Consider the following 16128-nt stretch of genomic DNA (forward strand, 5'->3'; position numbering starts at 1 on the left):
GACTCCGCCTCCGCCCCGAGGAGAAAGCGTGGACGGTACGGGAAGGTTCCTTGGGCCACGTGCACACGCACGCCATGATCGGAACCCGCCTTGCCCCGCTCCACCGCCCGGCGGTTAGTTTGTGGGGCAAGCACGGCAAGAACAGAGAACAGAGAACAGAGAACAGTGGGGCAGGAACGACACCAGGTGCCCACGAGACGAGAGGTCGGCCACAGTGACGCTGCGCGGAGGTGACCCTGCCGAGATCGGTGGCTACCGGCTGGAGGCACGCCTCGGCTCCGGCGGCATGGGCACGGTCTTCCTCGGGCGTACGGACTCGGGCCGCCCCGTCGCGATCAAGCTGATCCACCAGCAGTTCGCGGCCGACGAGGAGTTCCGTATCCGCTTCCGGCAGGAAGTGGCGGCGGCCCGCCGGGTGAGCGGCGCGTTCACCGCAGCCGTCGTGGACGCTGCCCCCGAGGCCGAGCAGCCGTGGATGGCGACGACGTACATCGAGGGCCAGACCCTCGCCCAGCGCATCACCGACCAAGGACCCGTCTCCGGACCGGAGCTGCGCACGCTCGCCATCGGCCTGACCGAGGCCCTGCGCGACATCCACCGCGCCGGCGTCGTCCACCGCGACCTCAAGCCCTCCAACGTCGTCCTCTCCCCGGAGGGCCCGCGCGTCATCGACTTCGGCATCTCGCGCGCCGCCGACCAGCAGACACTCACCATGACCGGGCGTGTCATCGGCACCCCGCCGTTCATGTCGCCGGAGCAGTTGCAGGCCCCGCGCGGGGTCGGCCCGCGGTCGGACGTGTTCTCGTTGGGCACGCTGCTGGTGTACGCGGCCACCGGGCAGGGTCCCTTCGACGCCGACAGCCCGTACATGACCGCCTACCAAGTCGTGCACGAGGAACCCGCCCTCGACTCCGTCCCCGCACTGCTGCGCGCCGTCGTCGAACCCTGCCTGGCCAAGGAGCCCGAGGGCCGCCCCACCGCCGACGAACTCCTCGTACGGCTGCGCGACCTGCCCGGCGACCTCGGCGGGGCCGCCCCGACGGCGAGCAGCGCACGCACCCGCGACACGGACACCCAGCACCATCCGACGGCCCCCGCTTCCGAAAGGCCGGGCCGCAGCCGCCTGCGCCGACGGTGGCGGCCCGTGCTCGCGGCCGCCGTCGCCGTGGCGGCAATCGGCGGCGGCATCGCCGCGGTGACCTCCGACGGCCTCGGCAGCAAGACCGACCCCACCGACGACGGCCGCAGCCACAGCGTCGCCGCCCCCGCCGCCCCGCTCCCCAAGGGCTTCGCCCCCTGGAAGACCACCGTGCTCGGCGGCCGCAAGGACATCCCGGACGAGTTGCGTTGCGTCGCCCGGGGCGACGCCCTGTTCTGCGGCGGCGGCGGAGTCCTGGCGACCCGCATCAAGGTCTCCGACGGCAGCCGCGTATGGACGCGCACCAGCCCCGGCATCCCCGTCCAGGGCATGCACATGGTCGGCGCCACCGACGACACGGTCCTCGGGTACCGCATCACCGACCGGCACCCCCAGGGTGAAGTCGTGGCTGTCGACGCCGACAAGGGCCGCGAACTGTGGGCGGCACCCTCCGGCGCCCAGTCCACGGCCGTCACCGGCAGGACGCAGGACGCCGTGCTGATGGGCTCCTCCGTGATCATGATCGACGGCTCCAACTCCCGCTTCGAGGCCCGTGACGCGCACAGCGGCAAGGTCGCCTGGCGGACCCCGTTCCCCGCGCACACCCAGTGCGCGCCGGTCCCGGTCGGCTCCCGCCTGTACGCGATGTGCGCGCCCTCGGCGGAGATCGGCGACTCCGAGGTACGTCATCCCACCCTGCGCCCGCTCGACCGCTCCTCCGGCACCCCGGGCCGCCCGGTCGCCGTCAAGGGCCCGGCCGTACCCATGGGCGTGGCCGCCGGCCGGCTCGTCCTGCTCCAGGTCCACATGCAGGGCCCGGCCTCGGCGGGCTACGAGGGTGTGGCCCGCTTCGACCCGGCGACGCGCCAGGTGACGTACAGCCGCCTGCCGAAGCCCGTCGAGGGCACGCCCGGGATGGCCGACGGCACGGTGTACGTCAGCGGGCAGACCGGCCGCGTCACGGCGCTCGACCCCCTGACGGGCCGCCAGAAGTGGACCCGCCAGACCAGCGTCGAGGGAGCCTCAGGACCCGTTGCCGGGCCCGGCGCGCTCTACTTCAGCTCCGCCACAGGCCGCGTCGTCGCCCTCTCCCCGCGCGACGGCACCCCCCTGTGGACCACCGACCCGCAGGCCGACGGCCTCACCGGTGAGTGGGGCGCGAGCCCCCGGGCGGTCGTCGCGGGGCGTGCCCTGGTCGTGGCCGCCGACAAGAACACCCTCTTCGCCTTCGACACCCGCAAGCCGCCCCGCTCGGGCTGACCCCGGAACGTCACGCCGCGAGCGTCACCGGCAGCCCGTCGATGCGCGCCGCCGCCGTGCGCCAGGCCGCCGTCACCGCCGCGTGGGCGTGCGCGGTACGGGCCGCCAGGTCGCCGGTCGGGCGGATCGGCGTACCGACGTGGACGTGCAGCCGGGGCCGCCGCAGCGGAGCCGTCGCCAGCCCCGCGAGCTGCTTGGCCACGCTGCCGGAGGTGATCCGCCGGGCCCCCGCCTGCCCGAGCGGCACCACGGGCGCCCCGGTGCGCTCCGCGAGGCGGGCCAGCCCGCTGCGGAAGGCCTCCGGCGCGGCCTCGCCCGCGTCCGTACGGTCCGGGATGCCGCCCTCCCCGTAGATCAGCACCACCCGGCCCTCGGCGAGCGCGTCGGCCGCGAGGTCCAGCGAGTCCGCCGCCCGGCGTGAACGCCGGTGCACGGGAATGTGCCCGCCCTCCTCCAGCACCCGGCCCAGCACCGGCACCCGCCACAGCCCGGCCGCCGCCATCACCGTGGGCCGCACCCCCAGTCCGTGCAGGGCGGCCAGGACGAGCGCCGGGTCGGCCAGTGAGGTGTGGTTGGCGGCCACGATGCTCCCCGGCGCCACCTCGGCCCCCGGGTCGGCGCTGACGGACAACCGCCCGGCACAGGGCACCAGAACACCGGCAAGACGGCTGAGCATCACGAAACCTCCAGGTCGGCGGGGCGGGACGATGCCCTCATCCTGATCGTCCTGGCAGGTCCGGACGTGAGTACCCGTACTCAACTTCCCCTGTGCGCAAGGACCTGCGTAAGGACCCCCGGTACCCGTCCTCACCGGCCGGTGGGCTAGAAAGACCAGTCGGCACGCACACGGGCCCGGACGCCGCCGCACCGGCTCCCGGGCCCCGGCGCGCCCGCCGTGAACCACACCCGGAGGTCCGTCCGCCCATGCCCACCGCCCAACTCCCCTGGCTCCTGCTCGCCGTCCTCTCCGGAGCCCTGATCTCCCTCCAGGCCCGTATCACCGGGGGCCTCGCCGCAGGGCTCGGCGGGGACGGGTTCGCCGCCGCCGCGCTCTCCTTCGGCTCCGGGCTCCTCGTCCTGGCCCTCGGGCTCCTCGCGGTGCGCACGGCCCGGCGCGGGGTCGGCCTGGTCGTCGCCGACGTCCGGGCCCGGCGGCTGCGGTGGTGGCAGGTGCTCGGCGGGTTCGGCGGGGCGGCGTTCGTGCTCACCCAGGGGCTGACCGTCGGGGTGCTCGGGGTGGCGCTGTTCAGCGTGGCCATCGTTGCCGGGCAGGTCGCGGGCGGGCTGCTCTTCGACCGCATGGGCCTCGGCCCGGCCGGACCGCAGCGGCCCACCCGCCGCCGGGTGGTCGGCGCGCTGCTCGTGCTGGCGGCCGTCGTCCTGTCGGTGGCCGACAAGCTGGGCGGCGACCTTCCCTACGCGGCGCTCGCGCTGCCGCTGGTGGCCGGGGTGTGCGTGAGCTGGCAGCAGGCGGTCAACGGGCATGTGCGCAACGCCTCCGGGTCCGCGTACACGGGCACGTTCTTCAACTTCGTCGCCGGTACGGGCGCGCTCGTCGTCGTCTTCCTGGTGCACGCCGCCCTGACCGGCCTCCCGGACCGGCTGCCGACCGAGCCGTACCTCTACCTCGGCGGACTGGTCGGCATCTCGTTCATCTCCATCGCCGTCGCCACCGTGCAGAAGCTGGGCGTCCTGCTGCTCGGGCTGTGCACGATCACCGGCCAGCTGGCCGGTTCCCTCGCGCTCGACCTGCTGCTGCCGCACGGAGGCACCGAAGTCACCGCGGCCACCGTCGCGGGCATCGCCCTGGCGCTGGTCGCCGTCACGGTCGCCGCGCTCTCCGGCAGCAACCCCAGCAAGGTCGTCCGGCGCAGCGCGCCCGCACCGGCGGACGGGGCTACGACAGCTTCCGGGCAGCCTCGACGCCGTCCACGAGGTTGAGGTAGACGTCGGCCCGCGAGATCTCGAACAGGCGCAGCACCGCGTGCGAGAACGGGCCGGCGATCGCCAGCCTGCCGCCGCGCCTCTCCAGCGTCCGGTGCGCCGTCAGCAGAGCGTGCAGCACGGAGGAGTCGGCGAAGGTCACCGTCGCCAGATCGACGATCACCAGCGGGTCGTCGCCCGCCGTGGCCCGCTGCAGCCGTTCGCCGAAGTCCTCGGAGTTGTCCCAGTCCAGGTCGCCCGTGGCGACGACCACGGGTGTGTCCAGGGGTGTGTCCGTGGGTGTGTCCGTGGGTGTGTCCGTCCCCGACGTGCCGCGGTCCGTCCCGTGCGCGGCATGCTCGTCGTTCGGGGAAGTGCTCTGCTCCATGCAGAGAGAATACGGCCCCCGTCCGCCGCCTCCGCGTGACCTCCGAAGCCGGACCGGCGCGCCCGGGACAACCGAACACCCCTGCGCAGGATGAGGATTCGGCGTCCAGATACACCCGATCGTGCGATCATCCCATCCTGTTTTACGGGTACCGGTGCATGGGAAGCTGGTCCTCCGGCCGCCGTGGTGCAGGGAGTTGACCACCAGTTCCGCCACCACGAGCAGGATGCCGTCCCACCCGGAGAGGGATCGCGCGGACGACTGTGCGCATGCTGATGAATGTACGAGAAGGAATGAGCGACCCGATGCCGGGTGACGGCGACCACAGCTACTCCCTGAGCATCACCATGGGCGCGGGCCGCTGCACCATACGTCTGACGGGCAGCGTCGACTGGCAGTCCGCGCCCACGCTCCAACTCGCGCTCATCCAGGCGGCCCTCGGTGTGAGCGGATCCGTCCGCGTCGACCTGAGCGGTCTGGAGTTCGCCGACTCCTCGTTCCTGCACCTGCTGCTCGACATGCAGCGGCACTGCCGGGCGCGCGGCACCCGGATGAGGATCGGCAGCCGCCTGCAACCCGTGGTGAAACGCCTTTTCGACCTCACCGGGGCCCGCTGCTACTTCGAGTTCGTCGACCAGGCCCTGCCGCCCCGGACAGCGGTGACGGACTCGCGGGCCGACTGAGCGGCCGTACGGTCGACGGTCCTGCCGCCACCCCGGTCAGCTCAGCGGCAGCCGTACGGTCACGGTCTTGCCGGACCCTCCGGCGTGCATCCGCACCTCGGTGTCCGAGGCGACCGTCTGCACCAGCGCCCAGCCGAAGCCCCCCGGGTCCGTCCGCGCCCCGGTGTGCGCGACCGGCGGCAGGGAGCTGCGGTCGTCGGCCTCCACCAGCAGATGCCCGGCCTCGATGCGGGCCGCGAACCGGGTGAGCCCCCCGCCGTGCCGGTGCGCGTTGCTGACCAGCTCGGAGCAGGCCAGCAGCGCGTCCTGCAACCGCGTCGGGAAGGACGCCCCGACCGGACCCGGCGCATGCCCGGCGGCCCAGGCCGTCATCAACTTCCGTACCTGTTCGCGCGCCTGCGCCGCCCGCAGATCCCGCGCGGACTCAAGGTGCATGACGACGGCAAGGCCATCGTCGTGTGCGTCGGACATCCCGACGGTCCTTCCCCACATCACTCACAGCCACTGGCATTCCCGACGGCCCGCGCGGTCCCTTCCGCGCGCACGGGGTCCTCGACGTCCCCTGCATGGTCTCAGAGTCCGCCTCCCGATGGGCAACGGGCTGCCGGCCGGGGGCCGTCGGCCGCCGGCGCACCGGGTGCGCCCTTGGCCGTACGGACAAAAGCGGTGCGGAAACTTTGGGCGGACGCCGCAAGCGCGCGGCCGGTCCCGCGGTCAGAATTCCTGCCAACCACACACCCCGACCATTCACCGGCGAAAGCCGGCAATTCGCAGGGAGGCCCCATGCGCACCGGAACGAGCGCCCTCGTCGCGCTCACTTTCACCACCGCCCTGTTATCCGCACCCTCTTCGGCCGTCGCAACACCCCGGTGCGACACTCAACCGATGTAAACGGCACGAAAAGTCCTGGGTCCCCTGGGCGTCTCCGGAATCAGCATGTCGGTGAAGAGCCCGCGCTGCGGAATCTGGAGCGGCGGCGTCGGCTACGCCGATCTGCGCACAGGACGCAAGGCCACCGGCAACGAGCACAGCCGGCTCGCCAGCAATACCAAGACCTGGGTGGCGACCGTCGTCCTCCAGCTCGTCGGCGAGGGAAAGCTCGAACTCGACGGCACCGTCGAGAAGTACCTCCCCGGACTGATCCGCACCGAGCACTACGACGGCCGCAGGATCACCGTCCGCCAGCTCCTCCAGCACACCAGCGGACTGCCCGAATACCTGGAGTCCCCGTACTGGGAGGACTGGGAGAAGCGCCGCTGGGAGCACGTCGAGCCGCTGGAGACCGTCCGGCAGGCGCTGCCCCTGCCCCCGCCCGAGCAGGCCCCTTCCGGCTTCTTCTACTCCAACACCAACTACAACCTCGTCGGCCTGATCGTCACGAAGGTCACCGGCCGCAGCATCGGCGCGGAGATCGAACGGCGCTTCGTCAAGCCGCTCGGCCTGCACGGCACCCACTGGCCCGGCGACCGCACCGCGCTGCCGCAGCCCGATCTGCGCGGCTACGTCGACCAGGACGGGAAACTCGTCGACAAGACCGAATGGAACACCTCGGGAGCCGGTGCCTCCGGCGCGCTGGTTTCCACCAGCGCCGACGTCACCGTCTTCTGGAGTGCCCTGCTTTCCGGGAAACTCCTCGCCCCGGCACAACTGGCCGAGATGAAGAAAACCGTCCCGGACGACGGCGGGGAATCGTACGGCCTGGGAATCGAGCGCTACGAGAATTCCTCCGGAACCGTCACCTGGGGCCATACCGGCCACATGGAAACCGGGCACAAGGTGAGGAACGCCGTCACGGAAGACGGCAAGCGCGCCGTGACCCTGCTGATCGGCTCGGAAAAGTTCGACGACGACAAGGTCAACGCGGCCATCGCGGAAATCCTCCACGACGTCCGCTGAAAGCCCCACGGCGTCCGCTGAGAGAATGTGCTTCCCACAGAGATCCGCGCCGGAGATCCGAGCGACACATCGGAGATCCGGGCGACACACCGGAGATCCGGGCGATCCGAAGGACCGAGCAAGGAGCACGCATGGACGCCATGGCACTGGGCGACCTGATCGACGTCGTCCGCAGCCCGGCGTTGCGCCTGCTGGCCGTACCGCGCGACGCCGCCGTGAAGATCGGCGACGTCCTGCTGTACGACGCCCACGCCCCGCTCCCGCACACCCCCGGCGCGCTGCTGCTCGCCGTCGGCGTGCGGGCGGCGGAGGCGGGTCCGCTCGTACGGGAAGCAGCCGCGGCCGGCCTGGCCGGTGTCCTGGTGCGCGGCACCGAGGACGCACCGGTCGCCGAGGCCGAGACGTACGGCATGGCCCTGCTGTCCGTCGAGGAGGGCGCCGCCTGGCACCACGTGCACCTCACCCTGGCCTCGGCGATCGAGGCGCGGCCCGCGCAGAGCGACAGCCTCGCCGACCTGTTCGCCCTGGCCGGGGCCATCGCGACGGCGACCGGCGGGGCCACCAGCCTGGAGGACCCGCACCAGCGGATCCTGGCCTACTCCACCGTCCCCGGACAGCCCGTCGACGAGGACCGCAGGCAGGGCATCCTCGGCCTCCAGGTCCCCGACGGGCTCGGCAACAGCGCCCAGTACCGGACGGTGTTCGCCGCACCCGGACCCGTACGGCTGCCCCCGATCGCCGACGGCGACCTGCCCAGGCTCGCCGTCGCGGTACGGGCCGGGGACGAACCGCTCGGTTCCATCTGGGTGGTCGACAGCGGTTCACTGGCCCCCGACGCCGAGAAGACCCTCACCCAGGGCGCCTCCACCGCGGCCCTGCTCCTGCTGCGCGCCCGCGCCGCCCAGGAACTCGCCCGCCACCGCAACACCGACCTGCTGCGCCGCCTCCTCGACGGCACCGCCGACCCCGCTGCGGCGGCCCGCCAGCTCGGCGCGGGCCCGGTCCGCGTCGCCGCGTTCGCGCTGGAGGACACCGGAAACGCCCCGGACTCCGAGTGGACCTCGCTGCGCCTGCTGGACGTCGTACGCCTCCAGTGCGAGGCCCGCAGCGGACGGCACGCGTGCGTGCTGGTGGACGGGGTGGTGTACGCGCTGCTGGGCGCGTCCGGGGACGCCGCGCAGCACCGGCAGCTCGCCGAGAACATCGTGCGCCGCGCGGGCCGGGCCCTGCGTGTGCCGGTACGGGCGGCACTCGGCGGCGTCGTGCCCGACCCCGGCGCGGTGCCGGACTCGCGCGCGGACGCCGACCTGGTGCTGCGGCTGCTCCACGACGGCCTGCCGGTCGCCACGGTCGACGAGCTGCGCGCCCGGGTGACGCTGCTTGGGCTCGCGGCGGCGATGCGCGAGGACGAGCGGCTCCAGGTGGGCGTCCGGCAGCGGATCGTGGCCGCCGACGCCGACCAGGGCACCGAGTACGCCCGCACCCTGGCCGCCTGGCTGGACGCGGGCTGCGACGTGGCCAGGGCGTCCAAGGAGCTCTCCGTGCACCCCAACACCTGCCGCTACCGCCTCAAGCAGGCCGGCCGGCAGTTCGGGATCGACCTCCAGGACCCGGACGAGCGCCTCGTCCTGTGGCTGCACCTGCGGACCCTGGGCGGCTGACCCACAGCGTGCTCACCTTGCCATCCACTCCCGGGACACGGTGACCGCCTCCAGCACGTCGGGCAGCGGGTCGATTCCGATGCCGGGCCCCGTGGGCACGTTCAGGTGGCCGTCGTCCAGGACGAACGGCTCGGTGAGGTCGGCGGCGAAGTAGCGGTCGGAGGCGGAGGTGTCGCCGGGCAGCGTGCAGCCCGGGAGCGCGGCGAAGGCCACGTTGGCGGCCCGGCCGATGCCGGTCTCCAGCATCCCGCCGCACCAGACGGTGACGCCGTGCGCACGGGCCAGGTCATGGATGCGGCGGGCCTCCAGATAGCCGCCGACCCGCCCCGGCTTGATGTTGATCACCCGGCAGGAGCCCAGCTGGATCGCCGCCGCGGCGTCGGCCGCCGACTCGATCGACTCGTCCAGGCAGAGCGGGGTGCGCAACTGCCGGGCCAGCGCCGCGTGCTGGACCAGGTCGTCGTGGGACAGCGGCTGCTCGATCAGCTGGAGGTCGAAGTCGTCCAGCCGGGCCAGGTGACGGGCGTCGGCCAGGGTGTACGCGGCGTTGGCGTCGACCTGGAGCTGCAACGCCTCCCCGAAGCGCTCGCGCACGGCCCGCACGGGCTCGACGTCCCAGCCGGGCTCGATCTTCAGCTTGATGCGGACGTACCCCTCGGCGACGTACCCCGCCACGGTGTCCAGGAGTTCCGGCACCGAGTCCGCGATCCCGACCGACACCCCGCACGGCACCCGGTCCTTGTCGGCCCCGAAGAAGGAGGCGAAGGACTCGCCGGTGGTGCGCAGCTGGGCGTCCAGCACCGCCGTCTCCAGCACGGACTTGGCCAGCCGGTGCCCGGTGAACGGCCGCATCGCCCGTCCCGCGGCCTCCGCGTCCACGGAGCCCTTCGGCAGCGCGGGGATGAGGAAGCGGCGCAGGACGTCCTGCGCCCCGTCGGTGTACTGGGAGCAGTAGCGCGGCTCGGACATCGCCCCGCACTCGGCCCAGCCCTCGGCGTCGGGCGTGACGACGCGCACGAGCAGCACGTCGCGGGTGCTCTCGACGCCGAAGGAGGTGCGGAAGGGGGTGACGAGGGGCATGGCGATGCGGCGAAGTTCGATTCCGGTGATTTCCACGTGCGAAGAGTAGGAGCGGGGCCTTCCCGGATTCTTTGGCCGGGGAAAAGAAGGTGCGGCCCGCCTTTTGGTCGCCCGGCCAAAGCGGCGGGGCCCGGCCGCCCTTCCTGCGGGCGGACACGGGGAGGCCCGGCCGCCCCTCCCCGTACACGCGGGAAGGACGGCCGGGCCGGGACCGGTGGCTACGGAAGCCGGTAGTCCGCGTTCAGCGCCGCTCCCTTCTGCGGCTGCGTCTCGTCGTACCCGCGCGCGTTGCACTGGAGACCGCCGACGACACAGTGGTCGACCAGCGCCTTCAGCGTCCGTTCCTCCCACGCGTTGAAGAAGTCGTAGTGGAAGGAGTAGCCGCGCCCGCTGGCCAGCCTGACCTCGCTCATGTCGCCGTTGACCGGCCACGCCATCTTGAACTCGATCATCGGCAGGGCCACCGGGTGAGTGGCCGGGCACATGTTGTCGTTGGTGCCGGGCTTCACGACCGGGTACGCCATGTGGCTCTTGTGGTCGGGCGTGTCGAGGTACTTGCCGTCCCAGCAACTGGGCGCCTGCATCCGCAGGTTGAGCTGTACGTCGGGCCGCTGCGGACAGGTGGCCGGGATGTCGGTGTTGAAGAAACTGTCACCGCACTCCCAGCCCTCGACGAAGCCCTTGTGCGCCCGGAACTCCTCGGCGGACTGCATCGGGTTGCCGACGACGAAGCGCAGCCCCTTGGGGAAGGGACGCACGCTGGTGTAGTCGGTGACGCCGGACTTGTAGTAGATCGTCTGCGGGCCGACGGGCAGGATCTTCTGGTCGCCGTTGTACAGCGAGGGCATCCAGTACGCGGACGCGTCGGCGGGGGCCTTGCACGTGGTGTTCCCGCCGTAGAGGCTCGCGGTCGTACTGGCCGCGTTCGTGGAGGTGTTGCCCATGAACGTGTGGTCGTGGGACTTGCCGAACTGGCCCGGGTAGACGATCGGGTCGTCCGGTGCGGTGTGCGTGGGGGCGCAGTTGGCCTGGAACTCGTGGAAGTACGCGCGCGGCGGGGTCTTGTCGGACGGTGTCACCCCGGTGACCTGCGGGACGGCAGGGATGTAGCCGTCGCCGTCGGGGTCGTCGCCCGACGCCTTGGTGGAGGGGGCCATGTTGTGCCCCGCGTGCGAACTGGCCGTGGTGCTGGCACCCGTGTCCGGTGCGGCCGTGGCGACCGTGCCGACGCTCAGCGCACCGACCAGTAGCGCCGTACTGACGAGCAGTGCCGGCAGGCCTCGCGACCTGGCTCTCTTGCTCACTGGCATGGGGTTCTCCTGCCCATGTCGAAGGGATGGTGCCCCGGACCCCGCACGGTGGCGGGGCCCGGTGGTCAGCTGTAGATCCCGAACTCGTGCAGCGAGTAGCCCCAACCGGTGCCGCGCTGCGTCAGGTTGAGCCGGACGTAACGGGCGGTCTCGTTGAGGCCGATGGTGTCGATGTCACCGTTGCCGGTGGTGGTGGAGTGGACCGTGCGCCAGGTGTTCCCGTCGTTCGACACCTGCACCTCGTACGCCTTCGCGAACGCCGGGTCCCAGACGAGCTGGATCGTGCGGATCGGGGTCGGCGCGCCGAGATCCGTCCTGATCCACTGCGGATCGGCCCAGTCGCTCGCCCACCGGGTCCCCTGCTTGCCGTCGACAGCCATCGCCGGGGTGCACGGGCAGTCGCCGTACGAACCCTGGAAGGAGGAGGCGGTCGTCGGCTTGTTCAGCGCGACGTTCGTCCCGGTGACCGGCGGGGCGACGACCTTCATGGACTTCGTCTCGATGCCCGCGTTGCCGCGCCCGTCCTCCGCCTGGACGTACACCTTCCACACCCCGAGCTTCTCGGGTGCGGTGACGGCGAAGGTCCCGTTGCCGGTCGCCCGCCACTGCGCCTCGACCAGGCGCTTGTCGCCGCTGGCGTAGTTGCCGCTCAGATAGATCTTGTACGTGATCGGGTCGCCGTCGGGGTCGCGCACATCCGCCCGCACGGTGAACTCGCCCCCGGCCGGAGCCGAACCCGCGGGCGTGACCGCCATGTTGGAGACGACCGGCGGAGTGTTGTCCCCGGCCGTGCTGCCCTTGTACGCCTTCTTCACCGCGTAGTACGAGAGCCGCTTCAGCCCGTCGGGCAGCAGGTTGAACCAGACGCCGCCGAAGTCGTGCTCGGTGCCGTAGTGGAACATCGTCGCGCCCAGCGCCACACCCGCGTGGCCCGTCACACAGCCCCAGGCCTTGGTGTACCCCTCGGCCTTCTGCACGTCGGTGGGCTCGTCCGGGATGCCGTTGGCGTCGTCGGGCACCTCCCACTCGCCGGCCGGGCCCGTCTCGGTGATGATGTACGGCTTGTTGTAGCCGCCGTCGATCCAGTCCTGGCGGACCTTGCACATGTTCCCGTAGGAGTTCATCGAGTACAGGTCGAGGTCGGGGGCGTTGCGCTTGTAGTACGGCCAGGCGCCGGTCCACGCGTCCGTGGACGTCACCGGGTGGTCGGGATCAATGGAGTGGATCTTCTTGGCGACGTCGTTGACGAAGGTGGTGTAGGCGTTGCGCTGCGCCTCCAACTCCGTACCGCTGTAACAGTTCTGGAGCCCGAGCACCGACTCGTTGCCGACGTTCCACATCAGCGTCGCCGGGTGGCTCTTGTACGCGTCGACCCACTTCGCGAACTCCTTGAGCGAATTCGTCTTGTACGTCGTGTCGGTGACGTAGTTGACGCAGCCGCCGCTTCCCGGGCCGCCGCCCGGCTGGAGCCAGAAGCCGTTGACCACGCGCAGCCCCTGGGCCGCCGCGCTGTCGAGGAGCGGCTTGGTGGAGCCGTCGGTGCCCCAGGTGCGGATCGTGTTGACACCCATGGACTTCACGTCGGGCAGGTACTTCGGGGCGTCCGCGACAGAGGGGCCCCAGGTCAGACCCTTGACGGTGTATGGCTGGCCGCCGACCGTGAGCTGCCAATTCCCTTGCGAACCGGTCACCTTGACCGCACCACCCGGCTGCGGGTTCGTCCCTCCGTCCCCGCCGTAGACCTGGAACTCCCAGAGCGAGTAGCCGTAGCCGCCGGAGCGGGCGACGCCCTGCATGCGCACGTACCGGCCGGAGCCGGACACGGCGAGGTCGTCGGTGCCGCCGTTGCCGCCGGTGACGGTCTTCAGGGTGCGCCAGGTGGTGCCGTCGTCGGAGGACTGGATCTCGTACGACTTCCCGTACGCGGACTCCCAGCTCAGCACGACCCGGCTGAGGTTGCGGGTCGCGCCGAGATCGACCTGAAGCCACTCCGAGTCGTTCCACTTGCTGGCCCAGCGGGTGCCGGTGAGGTTGCCGTCGACGGCGGCCGCCGCGGCGAGCCCGTCGCCCTCCTGGGAGGAGGCGGTCCCCGTCTTTCCCTGGGAGAGGAGGGTGTCGGCGGCCCCGGCGGAGGGGGCGGTGGCGAGGGTGACGCAGGAGGCGAGGAGCGCCCCGAGGGTGATCAGCGCGACGGGGCAGCGCACGCGGGGTGGGGTGAGGGGGACGGGTGGACGGGTCATGACTGCTCCAGGGGGTGGGGGGCCGGTTCCGGGCAGCCGACGCATGCATATGGCATGCACCTGCCAAACATGCAGACCGGACGGTCCGCGGAACCGGGTGTCCGACGGTGCGGGTGGGTCTCTCCGGGCCGGGGTTCGCGGGAGGCTGAGTGCCCCGGCCCGGAGAGGGGTGGTGCACCCGTACGCGTACCAAGCACCCGTACGCGTCGGGCAGTTGAGGCGGCGAACCCCTACGGGAAGGAGGTGACCGTCGACGGAACGGTCGAGGTTCCCGAGGTCGGTGCGCCGGTGTCGTTGACGACGTGGTTGAACTGGCCGTTGCCGCCCAGCGAGACGGTGAGCAGGCTGTGGAACTTCACACCCGGCTTCACCGGCACCTTGAACCCGTGGTCCTGACGGATCGTCGGATCGACGTTGTAGTAGCAGTAGGAGCCCAGGCCCCAGCCCTCGTGGACGGTGACCGAGTCGTCGACCCGGTAGGCGGCGTAGCCCTTGGTGGCGCCGTTCTGGATGGCGGCCTGGTTGGGCGCGTCGTACGCCTTCTCGTTCTGGAAGAAGATCGTCTTGCCGCGCTCGCCGTACCACTCGACGTCGTGCTTGTTGAAGTGCTCGACGAACAGGCCGGTGGTCAGGACGTCGTCGCCGTTGACCCGCAGTCCGTAGTCGGCGCGGTTGGTCTCCCAGCCGACGCCCTCGCCGTGGTCGGCGCGCCAGATCCAGGTGTGGTCGACGATGGTGTCGTCGTTGTTGATCACCATGCTGGTGGTGGCCTTGCCGGGACCGGCGCCGCCGACGCGGATGTAGACGTCCTGGACGGTGGTGGGGTTGGCCGCGTGGTCGGCGGACGCGCCCTGCGGGCCGACCTCCAGCAGGGTGGGGGAGTTGACGGGCCCGGCGTCGATCAGGAAGCCGGCCAGGCGGACGCCGTCGACGTCGGCGACCTTCATCGCGGTGACGCCGTTGTCCGGGATGATCGTGGCGAGACCGAGCCCCAGCACGACGGTGTTGGACCGGTTGATCTCGATGGGCCGGTCGACGTGGTAGACGCCCGGGGTGAAGAGCAGGTGGAGGCCCTGGGCCACGGCCTGGTTGAGGGTGGCGGCGGTCGCGCCCGGCTTGACGACGTAGAACTTGCTCAGCGGGATCGACTCACCGGCCGGGGTGCCGTTGGCCCAGGTGGTGCCGCGGGCGTTGGTGCGCTTGGCGGGGACGAAGACCTTGTACTCGTTGCCGTCGAGGTACAGGAAGGGCTTCTCGCGGGAGACGGGGGTGGTGTCGAGCGTGGTGTACCGGGGCTCCGGGAAGCCGGTGGCGGGAGCGCCCTCCGTACCCGAGAAGACCTGATTCCAGACCGAGTTGGACCAGCCGCCGATGGCGCTGTCACGGGTGTACCACTGCTGCTGCGAGTAGTTCCCCACCTGCCCGTCGATCTTGCTGTCGGCGATGTAGCCGCCGCTGGCCCAGCCGTAGCCGTCGGGAGCCAGGTTCAGCCCGCCCTTGACGTGCATGCGGCGGAAGGAGGCGGCCTGGGAGACGGCCCAGCGGTTGGTGCCGCTCACCGGGTTGACGGCGAGGTTCTCCGCCGAGCGCCAGAAGTTCTGCGTGGCGTTCCCGTTGAACCAGCCCGCGTCGACGGTGACGTCACCGTTGAAGGTGGTGTCGTCGGGCTTGAGGCCGAGACCGGCGATCTGGGTGTAGAAGCCGATCTGCGCGTTGATGTTGTTGTACGTGCCGGGCTTGAAGAGCAGGGCGTGGCGTCCGGTGCCGAACTGCGCGGACTCCTGCTCCTTGAAGATCTGGTCGACCTTGGCCTGGATGCCGGGGGTGGAGGGGTCGAAGACGTGCACGTTGGGGCCGAGGTCGCCGCCGCCGGGGAGGGTGGGGCCGCCGTCGCCCCCGCCGTACACCTGGAACTCCCACAGCGAGTAGCCGTAGCCGGTGGCGCGGGTCAGGCCGAGCATGCGGACGTAGCGGGCGGTGCCGGTGACGTTGAGGGTCTCGACGCCGCCGGGGCTGTTCGTCGCGGAGTGCGCGGTGGTCCAGTCGGTGCCGTTGGTCGAGAGCTCGATGCGGTACGACTTCGCGTGGGCGGTCTCCCAGCGCAGGACGACCTGGCTGACGGCCGTCGGCGCGCCCAGGTCGACGCGGATCCACTGGGGGTCGGCGAAGGCGCTGGACCAGCGGGTGCCGGTGTCGCCGTCCACGGCGGCGGTGGCGGGGGTACCGCCGCTCTCCTGGCTGGAGGCGGTGACGGGCTTGCCCTGGGAGAGGAGGACGGGGGCGGCGGAGGCGCTGGTGGAGGGGAGAAGGACGAGCAGGACGGCGGTGAGGGTGCCGGCGAGGATTGCGGCGAGGGTGCGGTGGGGGGTGTGGGTGGGGGGTCGGTGAGGGGGTCTGATGGGGGGTGTGGCGGCTGCGGGCATGGGGGGTCTCCTCGGATTCCCGTGCGGGTGTGGTGTGTTGGGGTGTGGCGCCGATCCTCGGGGGTGGGGTGGTGCGGGTCGGGTGGCTTTGGGGGCCCGTGCCCCGGCAGGGGCGCGGGGCTGTTC

Annotated in this window: 12 protein-coding genes; 5 read left to right on the forward strand and 7 right to left on the reverse strand. The window is 71.6% G+C overall.

Annotated elements, in window-relative coordinates; translation table 11 throughout:
* Positions 1 to 214 precede the first annotated feature (214 nt).
* Positions 215 to 2398, forward strand: a complete 2184-nt coding sequence (locus IE269_RS22490; protein ID WP_189824883.1) for a protein kinase domain-containing protein — start codon at positions 215 to 217, stop codon at positions 2396 to 2398.
* 10 nt (positions 2399 to 2408) lie between these two features.
* Here the strand turns inward: IE269_RS22490 and IE269_RS22495 are convergent, their stop codons facing one another.
* Positions 2409 to 3074, reverse strand: a complete 666-nt coding sequence (locus tag IE269_RS22495) for a lysophospholipid acyltransferase family protein (protein WP_189824884.1) — start codon at positions 3072 to 3074, stop codon at positions 2409 to 2411.
* A 248-nt stretch (positions 3075 to 3322) separates the two neighbouring features.
* Here IE269_RS22495 and IE269_RS22500 point away from each other — a divergent pair, with 248 nt between their 5' ends.
* Complete coding sequence (locus IE269_RS22500; protein WP_189824885.1) at positions 3323 to 4339, forward strand: DMT family transporter; 1017 nt, start codon at positions 3323 to 3325, stop codon at positions 4337 to 4339.
* Here the strand turns inward: IE269_RS22500 and IE269_RS22505 are convergent.
* A complete protein-coding gene (locus tag IE269_RS22505; protein ID WP_189824886.1) occupies positions 4296 to 4709 on the reverse strand; it encodes an STAS domain-containing protein in 414 nt (137 codons plus the stop codon). The genes IE269_RS22500 and IE269_RS22505 overlap by 44 nt on opposite strands.
* 293 nt (positions 4710 to 5002) lie before the next feature.
* Here IE269_RS22505 and IE269_RS22510 point away from each other — a divergent pair, with 293 nt between their 5' ends.
* Positions 5003 to 5392 carry an STAS domain-containing protein gene (locus IE269_RS22510; RefSeq protein WP_189824887.1) on the forward strand — a complete coding sequence of 130 codons (390 nt, stop codon included), beginning with the start codon at positions 5003 to 5005 and terminating at the stop codon, positions 5390 to 5392.
* Between the two features lie 36 nt (positions 5393 to 5428).
* Here IE269_RS22510 and IE269_RS22515 read toward each other — a convergent pair whose 3' ends face one another.
* Entirely contained in the window at positions 5429 to 5863 is a 435-nt protein-coding gene (locus tag IE269_RS22515) for an ATP-binding protein (RefSeq protein WP_229898073.1), read from the reverse strand.
* A 465-nt stretch (positions 5864 to 6328) separates the two neighbouring features.
* On the opposite strand from IE269_RS22515, the gene IE269_RS22520 reads away from it, so the two are divergent.
* Positions 6329 to 7288 carry a serine hydrolase domain-containing protein gene (locus IE269_RS22520; protein ID WP_189824888.1) on the forward strand — a complete coding sequence of 320 codons (960 nt, stop codon included), beginning with the start codon at positions 6329 to 6331 and terminating at the stop codon, positions 7286 to 7288.
* Between the two features lie 131 nt (positions 7289 to 7419).
* Positions 7420 to 8949, forward strand: coding sequence for a PucR family transcriptional regulator (locus IE269_RS22525; protein WP_189824889.1), 1530 nt, complete (start codon positions 7420 to 7422; stop codon positions 8947 to 8949).
* 12 nt (positions 8950 to 8961) lie between these two features.
* On the opposite strand, the gene menC is transcribed toward IE269_RS22525, so the two are convergent.
* From menC to IE269_RS22545, 4 genes are all read right to left on the reverse strand, one after another.
* Positions 8962 to 10065 carry an o-succinylbenzoate synthase gene (gene menC / locus IE269_RS22530; RefSeq protein WP_189824890.1) on the reverse strand — a complete coding sequence of 368 codons (1104 nt, stop codon included), beginning with the start codon at positions 10063 to 10065 and terminating at the stop codon, positions 8962 to 8964.
* Between the two features lie 182 nt (positions 10066 to 10247).
* Positions 10248 to 11339 carry a DUF1996 domain-containing protein gene (locus IE269_RS22535; RefSeq protein ID WP_189824891.1) on the reverse strand — a complete coding sequence of 364 codons (1092 nt, stop codon included), beginning with the start codon at positions 11337 to 11339 and terminating at the stop codon, positions 10248 to 10250.
* A 65-nt stretch (positions 11340 to 11404) separates the two neighbouring features.
* Entirely contained in the window at positions 11405 to 13579 is a 2175-nt protein-coding gene (locus IE269_RS22540; protein ID WP_189824892.1) for a discoidin domain-containing protein, read from the reverse strand.
* A 230-nt stretch (positions 13580 to 13809) separates the two neighbouring features.
* Positions 13810 to 16002: a discoidin domain-containing protein gene (locus IE269_RS22545; RefSeq protein WP_189824893.1), complete on the reverse strand. Its 2193-nt coding sequence runs from the start codon at positions 16000 to 16002 to the stop codon at positions 13810 to 13812.
* Between the last annotated feature and the right edge of the window lie 126 nt (positions 16003 to 16128).

The organism is Streptomyces spiroverticillatus (assembly GCA_014650415.1).
In the GTDB taxonomy this organism is placed as follows: domain Bacteria; phylum Actinomycetota; class Actinomycetes; order Streptomycetales; family Streptomycetaceae; genus Streptomyces; species Streptomyces spiroverticillatus.